17 protein-coding genes, 1 tRNA gene and 1 pseudogene are annotated in these 15790 nt (G+C 74.9%); 10 read left to right on the plus strand and 9 right to left on the minus strand.

Annotated elements, in window-relative coordinates; genetic code table 11:
* Positions 1 to 181 (minus strand): annotated as a pseudogene (locus G5C62_RS13520) (hypothetical protein); the annotation flags it as partial.
* On the opposite strand from G5C62_RS13520, the gene G5C62_RS13525 reads away from it, so the two are divergent.
* Entirely contained in the window at positions 165 to 464 is a 300-nt protein-coding gene (locus tag G5C62_RS13525) for a hypothetical protein (protein ID WP_164701393.1), read from the plus strand. The pseudogene G5C62_RS13520 and the gene G5C62_RS13525 overlap by 17 nt on opposite strands.
* Before the next feature lie 58 nt (positions 465 to 522).
* Here G5C62_RS13525 and G5C62_RS13530 read toward each other — a convergent pair.
* From G5C62_RS13530 to G5C62_RS13545, 4 genes are all read right to left on the minus strand, one after another.
* Positions 523 to 610, minus strand: a tRNA-Ser gene (locus tag G5C62_RS13530).
* Positions 611 to 620: 10 nt separating this feature from the next.
* A complete protein-coding gene (locus G5C62_RS13535) occupies positions 621 to 1079 on the minus strand; it encodes a nucleoside deaminase (RefSeq protein ID WP_241175887.1) in 459 nt (152 codons plus the stop codon).
* Positions 1080 to 1173: 94 nt separating this feature from the next.
* Positions 1174 to 1824 carry an HAD-IA family hydrolase gene (locus tag G5C62_RS13540; protein WP_164701394.1) on the minus strand — a complete coding sequence of 217 codons (651 nt, stop codon included), beginning with the start codon at positions 1822 to 1824 and terminating at the stop codon, positions 1174 to 1176.
* Entirely contained in the window at positions 1821 to 2345 is a 525-nt protein-coding gene (locus tag G5C62_RS13545) for a tRNA adenosine deaminase-associated protein (protein ID WP_164701395.1), read from the minus strand. Before G5C62_RS13545 ends, G5C62_RS13540 begins: the two co-directional genes overlap by 4 nt.
* 12 nt (positions 2346 to 2357) lie before the next feature.
* Between G5C62_RS13545 and G5C62_RS13550 the strand changes: the two genes are divergently transcribed.
* The 3 genes from G5C62_RS13550 to G5C62_RS13560 are packed head-to-tail and all read left to right on the plus strand — an operon-like array spanning position 2358 to position 4019.
* A complete protein-coding gene (locus G5C62_RS13550; RefSeq protein ID WP_164701396.1) occupies positions 2358 to 2825 on the plus strand; it encodes a PaaI family thioesterase in 468 nt (155 codons plus the stop codon).
* Positions 2822 to 3742 carry a prephenate dehydrogenase/arogenate dehydrogenase family protein gene (locus G5C62_RS13555; protein ID WP_241175888.1) on the plus strand — a complete coding sequence of 307 codons (921 nt, stop codon included), beginning with the start codon at positions 2822 to 2824 and terminating at the stop codon, positions 3740 to 3742. Before G5C62_RS13550 ends, G5C62_RS13555 begins: the two co-directional genes overlap by 4 nt.
* A gap of 43 nt (positions 3743 to 3785) precedes the next feature.
* Positions 3786 to 4019, plus strand: coding sequence for a DUF2630 family protein (locus G5C62_RS13560; protein ID WP_036336822.1), 234 nt, complete (start codon positions 3786 to 3788; stop codon positions 4017 to 4019).
* Positions 4020 to 4102: 83 nt separating this feature from the next.
* Here G5C62_RS13560 and G5C62_RS13565 read toward each other — a convergent pair whose 3' ends face one another.
* Positions 4103 to 5305 carry a helix-turn-helix domain-containing protein gene (locus G5C62_RS13565; protein WP_164701397.1) on the minus strand — a complete coding sequence of 401 codons (1203 nt, stop codon included), beginning with the start codon at positions 5303 to 5305 and terminating at the stop codon, positions 4103 to 4105.
* Positions 5306 to 5476: 171 nt separating this feature from the next.
* On the opposite strand from G5C62_RS13565, the gene G5C62_RS13570 reads away from it, so the two are divergent.
* The 6 genes from G5C62_RS13570 to G5C62_RS13595 all read left to right on the plus strand — a co-directional run bounded on the left by G5C62_RS13570 (position 5477) and on the right by G5C62_RS13595 (position 12685).
* A complete protein-coding gene (locus G5C62_RS13570; RefSeq protein ID WP_036336823.1) occupies positions 5477 to 6376 on the plus strand; it encodes an ABC transporter ATP-binding protein in 900 nt (299 codons plus the stop codon).
* Positions 6369 to 7139: an ABC transporter ATP-binding protein gene (locus G5C62_RS13575; protein ID WP_036336825.1), complete on the plus strand. Its 771-nt coding sequence runs from the start codon at positions 6369 to 6371 to the stop codon at positions 7137 to 7139. The genes G5C62_RS13570 and G5C62_RS13575 overlap by 8 nt, the downstream gene beginning before the upstream one ends.
* A 46-nt stretch (positions 7140 to 7185) precedes the next feature.
* Positions 7186 to 8070: a branched-chain amino acid ABC transporter permease gene (locus tag G5C62_RS13580; RefSeq protein ID WP_164701398.1), complete on the plus strand. Its 885-nt coding sequence runs from the start codon at positions 7186 to 7188 to the stop codon at positions 8068 to 8070.
* Between the two features lies 1 nt (position 8071).
* On the plus strand, positions 8072 to 9250 hold the full coding sequence (locus G5C62_RS13585; protein ID WP_081975425.1) for a branched-chain amino acid ABC transporter permease: 1179 nt from the start codon (positions 8072 to 8074) through the stop codon (positions 9248 to 9250).
* A gap of 113 nt (positions 9251 to 9363) precedes the next feature.
* Complete coding sequence (locus tag G5C62_RS13590) at positions 9364 to 10701, plus strand: ABC transporter substrate-binding protein (protein ID WP_164701399.1); 1338 nt, start codon at positions 9364 to 9366, stop codon at positions 10699 to 10701.
* Positions 10702 to 11023: 322 nt separating this feature from the next.
* A complete protein-coding gene (locus G5C62_RS13595) occupies positions 11024 to 12685 on the plus strand; it encodes a VWA domain-containing protein (RefSeq protein WP_164701400.1) in 1662 nt (553 codons plus the stop codon).
* A 42-nt stretch (positions 12686 to 12727) separates the two neighbouring features.
* Here G5C62_RS13595 and G5C62_RS13600 read toward each other — a convergent pair whose 3' ends face one another.
* From G5C62_RS13600 to G5C62_RS13610, 3 genes are read right to left on the minus strand one after another with little or no spacing between them, the layout of a single operon-like run.
* Positions 12728 to 13702 carry a glycosyltransferase family 9 protein gene (locus G5C62_RS13600; RefSeq protein ID WP_164701401.1) on the minus strand — a complete coding sequence of 325 codons (975 nt, stop codon included), beginning with the start codon at positions 13700 to 13702 and terminating at the stop codon, positions 12728 to 12730.
* The gene (gene rfaE2, locus G5C62_RS13605) at positions 13699 to 15105 is read right to left on the minus strand and encodes a D-glycero-beta-D-manno-heptose 1-phosphate adenylyltransferase (protein WP_164701402.1); all 1407 of its coding nucleotides are present in this window, start codon (positions 15103 to 15105) and stop codon (positions 13699 to 13701) included. The genes G5C62_RS13600 and rfaE2 overlap by 4 nt, the downstream gene beginning before the upstream one ends.
* Complete coding sequence (locus tag G5C62_RS13610; protein ID WP_164701403.1) at positions 15102 to 15770, minus strand: SIS domain-containing protein; 669 nt, start codon at positions 15768 to 15770, stop codon at positions 15102 to 15104. The genes rfaE2 and G5C62_RS13610 overlap by 4 nt, the downstream gene beginning before the upstream one ends.
* Between the last annotated feature and the right edge of the window lie 20 nt (positions 15771 to 15790).

Genomic DNA, 15790 nt, shown 5'->3' on the forward strand with positions numbered 1-15790 from the left:
CGCCGGTCTCCCACGGGGTACCCAGCCGGAACACCCGGGCCAGGGCGGTGGCGACCTGCCGTCCGTCCGCGGTGGCCGCGTCGATCCGGTAGACGGCGGTGCGGCCGGTGCGGTGCAGCTCGACCCCGCCGCCCGCAGGCCCGGCCCCGGGCTCCGCGGCCGAGGTGACCCAGGCGATCACCAGCTACTACGCGCTGCTGCCCGGCGATCCCGAGTCGGCCTGGGAGCGCACCGGGCCCCGGCTGCGGGCCGAGATCGGCAGCAGGTCGGCCTACATCGACTTCTGGAACGGCTTCCGGAGCGTCCGTCGCGGGCCGGTGTCGGCGCAGGACGGGTCGCTCGTCGCCTCGATGCCGGTGACCTTCACCGGGCGCGACGGCAGCGTCAGCGCAGAGCAGCACGAGATCACCCTGGTCCGGGGGGACGACGGCCAGTTGCTCATCGACTACGACATCGCAGTCTGAGGGGAGACCCGCGGAACGCGAGAACGGCAGCGCCCGGTGGGGCACTGCCGTTCTCGACTGGCGGTGGCGGTGGGATTTGAACCCACGGAGGCTTGCACCTCACACGCTTTCGAGGCGTGCTCCTTCGGCCGCTCGGACACGCCACCGCCGGAAAGACTACAGGCCCCGCTTCCCGCGGAAGAACGCACGTAGCAACGCGCCGGACTCCTCGGCGCGGACACCGCCGGTGACCTCGGGCCGGTGGTTCAGCCGCCGGTCCCGGACGACGTCCCACAGCGAGCCGGCCGCCCCGGCCTTCGGGTCGTCGGCGGCGTAGACCACCCGCGCCACCCGGGCCAGCACGCTCGCGCCGGCGCACATCGTGCAGGGCTCGAGGGTGACCACAAGGGTCGCCCCGGTCAGCCGCCAGCCGTCACCGTGCACCGCCGCGGCCGCTCGCAGGGCCAGGACCTCGGCGTGCGCCGTCGGGTCGCCCCGCTTCTCCCGCTCGTTGGCCGCCTCGGCCAGCACCGTCCCGTCACGCCCGAGGACGACGGCGCCGATCGGCGTGTCACCCCACTCCTGCGCGGCGGCCGCGAGCTCCAGCGCCCGCAGCATCGCCTCGTCGTCGGTCACCGCCGGCCCGCCCGCGGACGGCCAGACAGGTGTGCCTCGCCGCGAGTAGTGCTCTGGTGCGCTGGTGCAGCCAGAGCACTACTGCGCCACGAGGTCACGCCAGGTCCAGGCCGGTGAGCGCGGACAGCTCGGCGAGCGCGGTGGCGGGGTCGACGACCTTGATCGTGTGCATGCCCAGTGCCCGGGCCGGCTTCAGGTTGATGCCCAGGTCGTCCAGGTAGGCGCAGTCCGACGGCGCGATCTCCCGGCCGACCGCCGCCGACAGGCGCTGCAGCGCGAGCGGGTAGATCGCCGGCTCGGGCTTGCGCACGCCCTCGACCGAGGACTCGACGACGACGTCGAACAGCTCCAGCAGCTCGCCCAGCCGGCCGGTGCGCTGCATCGGGGCCACGTTGTTCGACAGCAGCGCCAGCGGCAGCCCCACCGTCCGCAGCCGCTGCACCGCCGCCACCATCGCCGGGCGCAGCTCCCCCGCCAGCGCGGCGAGCACCCGCGCCGCGTCCAGCGGGTGCCCGGCGGCGGCGGCCTCGGCCTCGAAGGCGCGCCGGAACCCCGGCTCGTCGAGCTCCCGGCGCTCGTAGCGGGCCCAGGCGTTCGCGTCCGGGTCGGTGCTGTTCAGCCCGACGATGAACCCGGCGGGCAGCGCCGCCTCCTCCTCGTAGGCGGCGAAGGCGATCAGCGGGCTCTCGGTGAGCACGCCGCCCAGGTCGAAGACGACGGCGCTGACGGGGACCGGGACGCTCACGGGGTCGCCACCGCCGTCAGCTCGTCGGCGAAGCCCAGCCGTTCGGCGATGGCCAGCACCATCTCGTCGGCCCACAGCTCGTCGGAGTCCAGCAGCCGGGCCAGCTCCTCGGCCGGCAGCCCGGCGTCGGCGAAGACGTCGAGGTCACCGCCGGGCCAGCCCTGGCCGTCCTCGTCGAAGGCGTCGTCGATCGTGGCGCCGGTCTCGACCGGGATGCCGTAGCGCTCCACCGCCTCGGCCGCGAGCAGGTGCTCCTGGAACGTGGCGTCGGAGACCAGCGCCCGGACCATGCCGCCCGGTCCGTGTCGCAGCACGACGAAGTAGAGGCGACTGTCGACGACGACCACGAACGGGCCCGGCCAGCCGGCGGCGCCCGGCTCGCCGAGCGCGCGTTCCAGGGCCGGGAGCTCGTCGTCGGCGCCGGCGGCGAGCAGCTCGCACTGCCAGCGACCGGCGACCGAGCTGACCCGGACGGCGAAGCTCTGCCGCAGCGTGGTGCCGGAGTCGGAGGGGAGGGCCATAGCCTGTAGATCATGGCCGACGCCCTCCCCGACGACAGCGCGCCGGTCGACGTCCCCGCCGTCGCCCCGGCACTGTTCGCCGCCCTCGCCGCCGATCCGCTCGCCGCTCACTTGGGCATCGAGCTGGAGGAGGTCCGGCCCGGCTACGCCCGCGCCTCGATGACCGTCGGCCCGGCCCTGCTCAACGCGGTCGGCACGGCGCACGGCGGCGCCACGATGGCCCTGCTGGACGTGGTGCACGCCGCGGTGAGCAACAGCCACGGCACGGTCGCCGTCGCCCAGGACGTGCACACCGAGTTCCTCTCCGCCGGCCGGCCCGGCGACCACCTGGTCGCGGAGGGGGTCGAGCTGCACCGCACCGGCCGCACCGCCGTCTACCGGATCGACGCGGCCACCGCGGACGGACGGCAGGTCGCCACCGCCCTGGCCCGGGTGTTCCGGCTGGGTACCCCGTGGGAGACCGGCGAGGCGGCGCCGTGACCGGCTCCTTCCCCGTCCCGACGATGCCGGCACCGCCGGTGTCCGTCGTCGGCCTCGGACAGCTGGGCGGGTCGCTGGCGGCCGCGCTGGCCGCGGCCGGGCGGCCGGTCTCCGGCTGGGACGTCGACCCGGCCGCCCGCGACGCAGCGGAGGACGCCGGCGTGGCGATCCGCCGGGAGCTGACCGGGGTGGTCGTGCTCGCCGTCCCGCTCCCCGCGATGGCCACGGCGCTGGACGGGCTGCGGATCGACCCCGGGGCCACGGTCACCGACCTGGGCTCGGTGAAGGCACCGGTGCTCGCCGAGCTGGGGGCCGCCCACGGGGACCGGTACGTCGGCGGGCACCCGATGTGCGGCACCGAACGCTCCGGGCACACCGCCGTCGACCCGACCCTGTTCGCCGGTGCCCGCTGGGCGCTGTGCCTGGAGGCCGACACCGACCTGCGGCGCTGGCTGCGGGTCGCCGAGATCGCGCTGGCCGTCGGCGCCGAGGTGGTCCCGGTGACCGCCGCCGAGCACGACGACGCGGTGGCGGCGATCAGCGCCGTCCCGCACCTGCTGGCCGCCGCGGTGGCGGCCGCCGCCGGCCAGGCCGGCCCGCTCGCGCTCTCCCTCGCCGCCGGCAGCTTCCGGGACGCCACCCGGGTGATCGGCAGCGACCCGGCGTTCGTCACCGCACTGGTCACCGGCAACGCCGGCCCGGCCGCTGCGGCGCTGGACCGGGTCCGCGCCCAGCTGGACCGCCCCTGGCCGGAGCTGGTCGCCGACGGGCACGCGGTGCGGGTGGCCGACGCCGGACGACGGACGGTCCGGGTCCCGCTGGACCGGGCGGCCCTGCTCGCGCTGGGCCGGGCCGGCGGCGCGGTCACCCGGCGGCTGGCTGCGTTCGTCGAGGGCTGGGTGCCGGATCGGCCGTGAGCGGCAGGCGTGGGAGGCGCCCGGACCGGGCAAGGTGACCGCCATGGACGACAAGGAGATCCGCAGCAAGATCGAGGCGCTGGTCGAGGAGGAGCACGCGCTCCGCGACTCCAGCGAGCACACCGACGAGCAGCGCGCCCGGCTCCGGCAGATCGAGGAGGAGCGCGACCAGCTGTGGGACCTGATCCGCCAGCGGGACGCCAAGCGGCAGTACGGCGAGGACCCCGACGAGGCCCAGCCGCGCCCGGAGCCGCAGGTCGAGAACTACCTCCAGTAGCGGCAAGGCGCGCAGCACGAAGCTCGTGCGGCCCCGTTCAGGGTCCCGCGCTGAGCTCGCGAAGCGTGGGGGGAACGGGGTCCTTACCGGTGGTCGGCCCCCAGCAGGGCCAGCTGCCAGAGCAGCCGGGACCGGGGGTCGGCCACCGAGCGGCCGGTGACCTGCTCGATCCGGCGCAGCCGGTGCATCACGGTGTTGCGGTGGCAGTAGAGCTGGTCGGCGGCCCGGGTCGGTGACCCGTCCGCGGCCAGCACGGCGGTCAGCGTGTCCAGCAGCACCTCGCGCTCGTCGGCGGGCAGGTCGAGCAGCCGGCCCAGCGACTGCTCCACGAGCCGGCGGGTGATCTCCGGGGAGCTGCTCAGCAGCGCCTCGGGCAACCGGTCGTCGATCGTGACCACCCGGGGCTGGCCGGGGGGCAGGGTGCGGGCCGCGGTGTCGGCCAGCCGCCAGGCGGAGGCGACCGCCGCGGCGCCGTCCACCACGGCCGAGACGCCCACCGGGCCCCCGGCCAGCTCGGTCAGCCAGGCGAGCACGTCGCCGACCTGACGGGTGCCCAGCGCCACCACCCCGACCTGGGCACCGGAGCGCCAGCCCCACACCGAGCGCACGCCCCGCTTCAGCAGCCGGGCGCCGGGGTCGTCGAGGTTCGGTCCCCCGGACTCGTCCGGGGGCGCGACGGCACAGACCAACCGGCCGTCCAGCGGCAGGGCCAGCAGCTCCGACGCCGTCCGGACAAACACCGGGTCACCCCCGCGGCCACCCAGCAGCCCGTCCAGCACCTGCTGGCGCGCCTGGTCGTCGATGCCGGCCAGCCGCCGCTCCTCGGTCCGGTAGGCCTCGGCCAACGCCGCGCACTGCACGTCGTTGACGTGCCACACCGAGCCCGCCACCTCGAGCAGGACGTCGCTGTCGCCCGGCGCCTCGGCGGCCCGCGCCGTCGCGCGCAGCGCCTCCCAGGTGACCTGCCCGCCCAGCCGGTAGGCGCGCAGCACCGTCTCCAGCGGCACCCCCTGGATCGCCCGGCGGCTCCCGACCTCCCGGGCCGCTGCGAGCGCCGCGCGGCCGCCGTCGTCGGAGTCGCCCATCAGGGTGCGCACCGCCCGCTCGAGGTTGGCCCGGCTGGACTCGAACAACTCGGCCCGGACGACGGGGCCCTGTTCGGTGTAGGCCCCCTCGGTGCGCTCGAGGATGCTGATCATCCGGGAGGTCATCTCGTCGAGCTGGCTCAGCAGCGGCGGAGCGAGCTGGGCCAGGCGCGCGGAGACCTCGGGTCGGAACGGTTGCACCTTGCCCCCCGTCTGTGACACACGGCACACTGCACAAGCAATCGGAGTGATCGCTGTGCTCCGCGCCCATTGTGACGGCACTCACCGCACCGCACGCTCGGGGAGTCGGATCATCCGGCACTCGTCCGCCGCGCCATGCCCGGCGGACGGGGCACCCGAGGCAAAGGAGCCGTGGGCCCGTTGGCGCAGCCGACCCCGACTGCAGGCAGCACTGCGATCGACCGCACCGCTGCCCCGGACACCGACCGCGCCCCTTCCGCCAGCCTGGAGATGACCGGGATCACCGTCGCCTTCGGCGGCGTCGTGGCGCTCTCCGAGGTCTCGTTGGTGGTCGAGCCCGGCCAGGTGCACGGGCTCATCGGCCCGAACGGCGCAGGCAAGACGACGCTGTTCAACGTCGCCTGCGGGATCGTGCGCCCCACGGCCGGTGAGATGACCTGGCGTGGCCAGCCGCTCCGCCGGCTGAAGCCGCACCAGCTGGCCGGCCTGGGCATCGCCCGCACCCTGCAGGGCGTGGGCCTCTTCCCCGGCATGACCGTGCTGGAGAACGTCATGATCGGCGCCCACCGGCACGCCCGCGCCGGCTTCGGTTCCGCACTGTTCGCCCTGCCGCGCTCCGACCGCGACGAGCGGGAGCTGCGCGCCCGGGCCCTCACCGCGCTGAGCGACCTGGGCGCCCAGCAGTACGCCGGCCGTTACCCCGGCGGCCTCCCCTACCCGGTGCAGAAGCGGGTCGCGCTGGCCCGGGCACTGGTCTCCGCCCCCGACCTGCTGCTGCTCGACGAGCCCGCCAGCGGTCTCGCCGAGGACGAGATGCACGAGCTCGGCGAGCTCATCCGCACCCTGTCCGGCCGGATGAGCGTGCTGCTGGTCGAGCACCACATGGACCTGGTCATGCGGGTCTGCGACCGGATCACCGTCCTGGACTCCGGGCGCCAGATCGCCGCCGGCACCCCGGCCGAGGTACAGGCCGACCCCGCCGTCACCGAGGCCTACCTCGGCGACGAGGTCACGGCCGAGGAGGACGCGGCCGGCACGACCCGCACCGACGGAGGGCGCCACCATGGCTGACACCCGCGCACACGGCAGCACGGCTGTCGCGACCGACGGGGGCACCGCCGCCGGCCCGGCGCTGCTGGAGGTCCAGGACCTCACCTCCTCCTACGGGGCCGTCCGAGCGCTGGACGGGGTCTCGCTGCGCGCGGACACCGGCCGGATCACCGCCGTCCTCGGGGCCAACGGCGCCGGCAAGACCACCCTGTTGCGCACCGTCAGCGGGCTGGTCCGGAGCTCCTCGGGCCGGGTCGTCCTGGACGGGGAGGACATCACCTCCGCCTCCGTCGAGTCGATGGTCGGCCGGGGCATGGCCCACGTGCCCGAGGGGCGCGGCGTCATCGCCGAGCTGACCGTGCACGAGAACCTGCGGGTCGGGGCGCTGTTCCGGGGCAAGGTCGAGAAGAGCGAGTACGACCGCATCTACGACCTGTTCCCGCGGATCGCCGAGCGCCGCGACCAGCCGGCCCACGTCCTCTCCGGCGGCGAGCGGCAGATGCTCGTCATCGGGCGGGCACTGCTGGCGCAGCCGCGGATCCTGCTGCTCGACGAGCCGTCGCTGGGCCTGGCCCCCCGGATCGTGGCGCAGATCTTCGGCCTCCTCCGCCGCCTGGTCGACAGCGAGGGGCTGTCGGTCCTGCTGGTCGAGCAGAACGCGCGGAGCGCCCTGTCGGTGGCCGACGTCGGCGTCGTCCTCAACCTCGGCCGGGTGGTCGTCACCGACTCCGCCCGCACGCTGATGGCCGACGAGGACCTCCGGCACGCCTACCTGGGCTTCTGACCCACTTCCCGAGTCCCCTCCGCACCGCCAGGAAGGCACCTCCTCCGTGCAGTACTTCGTGAACGTCACCCTCACCGGGTTGACCGAGGGCATGGTCTACTCGGCCTTCGCCCTCGCCCTGGTGCTGATCTGGCGGTCCACCCGGATCGTGAACTTCGCCCAGGGCTCCATGGCGGCGGCGACGACCTTCATCGCCCTCGCGCTCATCCAGGCCGGGCAGTCCTACTGGGTGGCCCTGGTCGTCGCCCTGCTCTCCGGGCTGGTGCTCGGCGCCATCGTGGAACGGGTCGTCATCCGGCCCGTCGAGGGCGGCCCGGAGCTCAACGCGGTCATCGTGACCCTCGGCCTCTTCGTCGCCATCCAGGCCGCGATCGCGATCGTCTTCGGCTCGGCGTTCCAGTCGTTCCCGACGCCGTTCGGGCTGGAGGGCTTCCAGGTCGGCGACAACCGGATCGCGCTCACCCCGAACAGCGTCTGGGTGATCGCCGCGGTGCTGGTCACCATGGCGCTGCTGGTCGTGCTGTTCCGGTTCACCCGGATCGGCCTGGCGATGCGCGCCTCGGCGTTCGGCCAGGAGGTCGCCCGGCTGCTCGGCGTGCGGGTCGGCCGGATGCTCACCCTCGGCTGGGCACTCGCCGCCGTCGTCGGTTCGCTGGCCGGGCTGCTCATCGCCGGCGGGGAGTTCGTCTACCCCGCCTACATGGACAGCCTGATCGTGTTCGGGTTCGTCGCCGCCGTGCTCGGCGGCCTGGACTCCCCCATCGGCGCCATCGTCGGCGGGCTGATCCTCGGCCTGGCCCTCAGCTACGTCAGCGGCTACGTGGAGCGGGGCAGTGCCCTGGTCAACGTCGCCGCCCTGGTCATCCTGATGGTCGTGCTGCTCGTGCGCCCCGGTGGCCTGTTCGCCAGCAGCACGGCTCGGAGGGCATGACATGAGCGACCTGCAGAGCCCCACCACGGGCAAGAACGGCGCGGGCACGGCCACCGCCGGCAAGGCCTCCGAGGAGGCCCCCACGGAGGCGACCGCCGGCGCCGACGAGCCCACCGCCACCCGGCGCCGCAGCCTGCTCCCCCAGTCGACCCTGCTGCGGCACCTGCTCGTGCTGCTGATCGCGGCCGTCGGAGCCGTGGTGCTGCTGGAGATCACCGACCCGTTCACCAACTCCCAGCTGGCCACGCTGACCTACTACGCCATCGCGGCCGGCGGCCTCACCGTGCTGACCGGGATGAACGGCCAGATCTCGCTGGGCCACGGCGCACTGATGGCGGTGGGCGCCTACACCACCGCACTGTTCCTCTCCGCCGACGAGCCACTGCCGCTGCCGCTCATCCTGCTGGCCGCGATCGTCACCGCCACCGCCGTCGGCGCCCTGGTCGGGGTGGCCGCCGCCCGGCTGCACGGCCCCTACCTCGCCGGCGCCACGCTGGCCCTCGCCGTCGGCCTGCCGGGCCTGGCGATCTACTTCCACGACGTCCTCGGCGGCGAGCAGGGCATGCGGGTGCGGGCCCCCCGGGCCCCGGAGGCCTTCGAGTCCTTCATCAGCGCCGTCTCGGGCAACTCGGCGACGAACACCAAGTGGCTCGCCTACCTCGGCGCCATCTGCCTGCTGATCACCTACTTCCTGCTGGCCAACCTGATCCGCAGCCGGATCGGCCGCACCTGGCGCGCGGTGCGCGACCAGGAGGTCGCCGCCGAGCTGGCCGGGATCAACCTCGGCGCGTGGCGGGTGCTCGCCTTCGTGGTGAGCGCCGCGGCGGCCGGGCTGGCCGGCGGGGTGCTGGCCCTCGTCGTCCGGCTGGCCGCCCCCAGCGGGTTCACGCTGGTCCTCTCGCTGGCCCTGCTCACCGCGATCGTGATCGGTGGGCTGGGCAGCCTGCTCGGCGCCCTGCTCGGCTCGGCGCTGCTGGTGTTCCTGCCCCCGTTCGTCACCGACCTGGGCACCGGCTGGGGACTGAACAACACCGAGGCCGCCCAGCTCGCCCCCTTCGTCTACGGCGTGGTGCTCATCGTCGCGATGATCTTCGCTCCCGCCGGCTTCGTCGGCACCCTCCGCATGCGCTGGCTCACCCGCCAGGCGAAGCGGTCGGCCGCCCAGCCGAGCAGGGGGTGAGGACGACCAGACCGAATCGCCGATCCCGGCCCCACGACCCCCCACACACTCCCGGGCAACGAAGCCCGGACAGCACCAGAGGAGAACCGTTGTCCAGATCCTCTCGACGTCTCATGACCGTCATCGCCGCAGCCACCGCCGCCTCCACCCTCGCCGCCTGTGGCGGCAGCGATGACGGCGGTGGCGGGGACGGCGGCGGTGGCGGCGGCGACGCCAGCGCCAACGAGGCCTCCGACATCGGCATCACCGAGGACTCGATCAAGCTCGGCGCCCACTTCCCGCTCACCGGCGTGGCCGCCCCCGGCTACAGCGAGATCCCGACCGGATCGCAGGCGTACTACGAGTGCCTCAACAACGAGGGCGGGGTGAACGGCCGGACGATCGACTACATCTACCGGGACGACGCCTACAACCCGACCAACACCAGCCAGGTGGTCAACCAGCTGGTCCTCGAGGACGAGGTCTTCGCCATCGTCGGCGGCCTCGGCACCCCGACGCACAGCGCCGTCCTGGACTTCCTGAACAGCGAGGGCGTGCCCGACCTGTTCGTCTCCTCCGGCTCGCTGCTGTGGGGCGAGGACCCGGAGACCAACCCGTACACGTTCGGCTGGCAGACCGACTACGAGAGCGAGGGGAAGATCATCGGCCAGTACATCGCCGACAACTTCCCGGACGCGAAGGTCGGGCTCTTCCTCCAGGACGACGACTTCGGCGAGGACGGCGAGGCCGGCATCCGCGAGTACATCGACGACCAGATCGTGGCCGCCGAGCGCTACACGCCGGGCAACACCAACGTCGGGCCGCAGATCGCCGCCCTGCAGGCCGCCGGCGCCGACTTCGTCGTCGGCTTCAACGTGCCCAGCTACACGGCGCTGTCCCAGCTGACCGCGCTTCAGCTGGGCTACGACCCGCAGTGGTTCTACTCCAACGTGGGGTCGGACCCGACGCTGGTCGGCAGCCTGCTGAACAACTTCTCGCAGGGCCAGGTGAGCGACGCCAGCCTGCTCGACGGCGCGCTGACCACCGACTACCTGCCGACGGTCGACGAGCCGGACAACCCGTGGGTGCAGGAGTTCCAGCGCATCTGGGACGAGTGCGGCGGCGAGGGCGAGCTGACCAACTACCGGATCTACGGCATGGCGCAGGCCTACACCACGGTGCAGGCCCTGCAGGCGGCCGGTCAGAACCCGACGCGCGACGGCCTGGTCGAGGCCATCGAGACCGCGGGCGGCGACTGGGAGGGCCCGGTGCTCGCACCGTTCCGCTACTCCGAGGACAGCCACATGGGCACCGCCGGCATGTCGATCAGCCGGGTCACCGGTGACACCACCGAGGAGGTCGAGCCCGTGCAGCTGACCGACATCGGCGGTGCGGAGATCGAGCCCTTCGACGGTGAGATGGCCGAGGTCCCGGAGAACGGCATCCCGAACGAGAAGTCGGTGATCGACTGAGGAAGGACCCGTCCACAGGACGGGCATCGCACGGGCCGTCGGTCTCCCTCGGGGGGGCCGGCGGCCCGTCGGTCGTCGTGCGCGACGTCGGCGTCCCGGCTCCAGCGAGGCGCTGACCGGAGCCGGCCCGGTGCTCGCCACCCAGGCCGGCTGAGCCGCCCACCAGTTCCACTACGCAACGTGATCGAGCGCACGCAGCGGGCAGGATCGCCGACCGTCGGTCACCCAGCACTGGGTAGAGTGCCGAACCGACGCGACAGCACGCGTCGCCCCGCGACGTCCGCTCGGCACCTGCACGGACCAGACACGACGGAGAACCCAGATGGGGCGGCACACCCGTACTCCCGCCCGGCCCGGGACTGCCAGCCGACCGGCGCTGCTCGCCGGGCTCGCCGTCGTGGTCGCCGCGGCGCTCGTCGCCGGTGTCGCCTGGTTCGTCTCCGGCCCGGAGGACGGGACGGCGGAGGCCGCCGGCTGCGAGGAGACCGAGACGGTCCGCGTGACGGTGGCCCCCGAGCTCGGCACGCTGGTGCGGGAGCTGCTGGCCGAGCCGCTGTCGCTCGGTGCCGACGCGTGCGCCGTGGCGGACGTCGAGGCGACCGAGCCGCTGCAGACGCTGGCCGCACTGGGCTCCCTCGGCGCCGACTCGCTGCCCCAGGTCTGGGTCCCCGACTCCTCGCTGTGGGCCGCCCGCGCCGGCAGCGCCGACCTCGAGGTGGCCGGGTCACTGGCCACCTCGCCGCTGGTGCTCGCCACCAGCCGGGCCGCCGCCGACGAGCTGGGCTGGACCACCGACCCGCCGAGCTGGGGCGAGGCCCTGACCACCGGCCGGCCGCTGGCCGTGCCCGACCTGGCCGCGAGCGCCGAGGGCCTGTCGGTGCTGGCCGCCGTCCGGCAGTCGCTCGGTGGCGGGGAGGACGCGGACAACGCCGTCGTCGAGGCGGTGCTGGCCGCCGGGCGCGGTGACGTCCCCACCGTCGCCGATGCGCTGGCCACCGGCACCGAGGGCGGGGCCGACGCACCGCTGGTGCCGGTCAGCGAGCAGGAGGTGCTGGCCGCCAACCGCGCCGCCGGCTCCGACTCCCTCGTCGCGATCTACCCCACCGAGGGCTCGCCGGCCCTGGACTACCCGGTGCTGCGGCTGCCCACCGCCGAGGAGGACTCCGCGGCCGTGGACGCGGTGGTCGACGCACTGACCAGCGCCTCGGCCGGTGAGCAGGCCCGGGCGGCCGGCTTCCGCGACGCCAGCGGGGCCGCCCCCGAGGGCGCCGGCGCCGGCACCGGCGTGCAGGAGCAGGCACCGGAGGCACTGGAGCTGGACGGCGCCGCGGTGCAGGCCCTGCTCGGCCGGCTGTCGAGTCTGGCCACCCCGTCCCGGCTGCTCACCGTCATCGACGTCTCCACCTCGATGGCCGCCCCGGTCGGCGACGGCACCCGCGCCACCCTCGCCCGGGACGCGACCAAGAGCGCGCTCACGCTGCTGCCGGACTCCTACTCCGGCGGGGTCTGGGCCTTCGCCTACCAGCTCGACGGAGAACGCGACCACGTCGAGCTGGCCCCGCTGCGCACCTTCGGCACCGACGTCGGCGGCCAGACCCACCGTGAGCTGATCGACCAGCAGTTCGACACCCTGCCGAACCTGCTGGCGCCTGGCGGCACGGGCCTGTACGACACGACGCTCGCCGCCGTGCGTGCCGCCCAGGAGGCCTACGACCCGAACTCGGTGAACAGCGTCGTGCTGATCACCGACGGGACCGACGACGACGACGCGGCGGGCATCGACCTGCCCGTCCTCCTGGACACCCTCCGCGCCGAGGCGGACCCGGATCGACCGGTCAAGGTCATCGGGATCGCGCTCGGCCCCGACGCCGATCTCGATGCGCTGGAGCAGATCGGCGAGGCGACCGGGGGCGCGGCCTACCAGGCGCTCGACCCCGAGGACCTGCAGGGCGTGCTGTTCGACGCCATCCGCCGCCGCGGCTGACGGAGGACCCTCTCTGCCCCAGCCCTGCCCATGGGCCGCGGGTCAGGTGCGGGCGAGGAGGCCGTCGAGGGCTCCGGTGACCTCGGCGACGGTGACCCGGGCGAGGGCCGGGTCCAGCGTCGTCCCCCAGGGGTCACCGGCGCCGTCCCCGTGCCAGCAGACGACGTGCTGTGGTCGCACCGGCGGCCCCCACAGTGCGGGTGACACCGGGCCGAAGAGCACCACGGACGGCCGGCGGTAGGCGGTCGCCAGGTGGGCCACCCCGGTGTCGCCGCAGACCACCACCCGGGCAGCGGCGACCACGGCGGCCAGCTCGAGGGACGTCGTCCGGCCGGCCAGCACCGCCTCCTCACCCAGGCCGGCCTGCTCGGCGACCGCCAGGGCGAGGTGGCGCTCGGCCGGGCCACCGGTGATCGCCACCCGGAGCCCGGCCGCGACGAGGTGCCGGGCGACGGCGGCGAACCGCTCGGCCGGCCAGCGTCGGCCGGGGAACGCGGCGCCGGGGTGCACGACCGCGACGTCCCGCACCGGCGGCTCCACGTCCGGGACGGCGAGGTCGAGGGCGTCCGGGTCGCAGTCGACGCCCAGCCCCCCGGAGACCAGCCGGCACCAGCGGCGCACCTCGTGCTCGTCCGGGTGCCAGGTCGGCCCGGGGTAGCCGGGGCTGTCGAAGGTGAGCAGCCGCTGCGGGCGCAGGCCGGCGACGACGACGTGCGAGGCCGGGCCCTTGCCGTGCAGGTCGACGGCGAGCTCCGGCGGTGGGCCGGCCCAGTCCAGCGGCTCCAGCTCGACGGCGGGCAGCACCTCGTCGACGGCGTCGATCAGCGCGGCCAGCGGCTCCAGCGCCCGGGTGGTGGCCAGCACGAGCCGGTGGTCGGGCACGGCGGCCCGGATCCCCCGGATCGCCGGCACCCCGGTGAGCAGGTCCCCGAGCCCCAACGGCCGCAGCACCACCGCCGTCTCCCGGCCGTCCTCGCCACCAAAATGGCCATTTTGGTGGTGAGGGGGGTCCGTCACCACACCCGGGAGCGTTCGACCAGGGCGGTGGTCGAGTGGCCGTCCAGGTAGGGCAGGACGACGGCCTGACCGCCCCAGCGCTGCAGCACCGCGGCCTCCGGGAGGTCCGCGCCGGCGTAGTCGCCGCCCTTGGCCCAGACGTCCGGCCGTACCTGCTCGAGCACCTCCGCCGGGGTGTCCTCGTCGAAGACGACGACGGCGTCCACGAACTCCAGGGCCTCCAGCACCCGGGCCCGGTCCGCCGCGGTGACCAGCGGGCGCGTCGGGCCCTTGAGCCGGCGCACCGAGTCGTCGGAGTTGATGCAGACGACCAGGCAGTCCCCCAGCCCGCGAGCGGCCTGCAGCGTGGCGACGTGCCCGGCGTGCAGCAGGTCGAAGCAGCCGCCGGTGGCCACGACGGTGCCCCCGGCCGCGCGCACCCGGTCCAGCAGGGCCGCGAGCCGGGGCGCCGGGCCCTGCGCGTCGACGCCGGCTGCGGGAGCCGGCCCCACGGCCGGCTCCGCGTCCCAGGCGGTGGCCCCGCCGCGGGCGACGAACGCCCCGGCCGCGGCCACGGCAGAGGTCACTGCCTCCCCGGTGACCGCGCCACCGGCGAGCGCCACGGTGACCGCGGCGGCGAAGGAGTCACCGGCGCCGCACGGGTCGCCGCCGGTGACCGGGGTGGCGGGCACGACCATCGGTGCGCCCTCGCCGTAGGAGAGGAGGGCACCACGGGCACCGAGGGTGATCGCGACCGCCCCCACCCCCCAGTGCCCGATGAGCGCCTGCGCCCGGGCGCCGACCGCGGCGAGCCCGTCGCCGGTCACGTCCAGGTCGGCGACCCGGGCGGCCTCCGCCCCGTTGGGCGTGACCAGCCGGGCCGAGGGCACCGGGTCCGCACCGCGGGGGTGCGGGTCCCAGACCACCGGCCCCGAGGCGGCGGAGAGCGCGGCGCGCACGTCGGGGGCCGACGTCGTCCCGCGGCCGTAGTCGGCGACCAGCACCGCGGCCGCGTCCCGGATCGCCTCGGCCGCGGCGGCCGGCAGTGCGCCGAAGGTCGAGACGGCTCCCCCGCTGTCCAGCCGGGCGACGGAGTGGTCGCCGACCCGGATCCGCTGCTTGACCGGGGTGGCGCTGCTGGCCGGGATCTCGACCAGCCGGACCCGGCCGTCGAGCAGGGCGCGCAGCCGGGCGGCGCCCTCGTCGTCGGCGAGCGGGGTGACCAGCACGACCTCCCGGCCGCCGGCGTCCCGCGCGGCCAGCACGGCGGCCAGCGCGGCCCCGCCCGGACGCTCGCGGGTCTCGACGTCCTCGACCACCGGCACCGGGGCATCGGGGGTCAGCCGGGACGCCGTCCCGACCAGGTCGACGTCCAGCAGGGCGTCACCGACCACGACGATCGGCCGGGAGGCCGCGCGGGTCACTGGACCACCTCGACGTGGTTGCTGGTGGAGATCCTGGGGGAGTCGGCGAGCACGGCGGCGTCGAACGCGGCGCACAGCAGGTGCAGCGCGACCAGGTGGCACTCCTGCACCGTCGCCGTCCACGGCGAGTCGATGGCGACCGTCTCGTCGGCCACGGCGGCCAGCGGGTTGGGCGCCGGCCCGGTCATCGCCAGCACGGTGATGCCGCACTCTCGGGCCCGGCGGGCGGCGGCGACCGCGTTGGGGCTGCGGCCGCTGGTGGACAGCAGGACCAGCACGTCGCCGTCCCGGCCGTGCGCCTCGACCTGCCGGGCGAACAGCTCGTCGGCCGGGTAGTCGTTGGCGATGGCGGTGAGCGAGGAGGTCTCGGCGGTCAGGCAGATCGCGGAGAACGGCGGGCGGTCGGCGCGGTAGCGGCCCACCAGCTCGGCGGTGAGGTGCTGCGCCTGGGCCGCGCTGCCGCCGTTGCCCGCGGCGAGCAGCCGGCCGCGGGAGGGCCCGGTCAGCACGTCGGCGAGCAGCCGGCCCCAGCGGTCCAGCGTCTCGACCTGCCCGGTGAGCTCGCCGAGCGCGGCGCTCAGCGACGCGACGTGGTCGTGGCCCGTGAGGTGCGTGCAGGTGTCGGGCGAGACGACCTCGAGGTCCGAGGACGGGGCGGTGCTCATGACGGTCCTTCCAGCGAGGG

This window comes from Modestobacter sp. KNN46-3 (assembly GCF_011039295.1).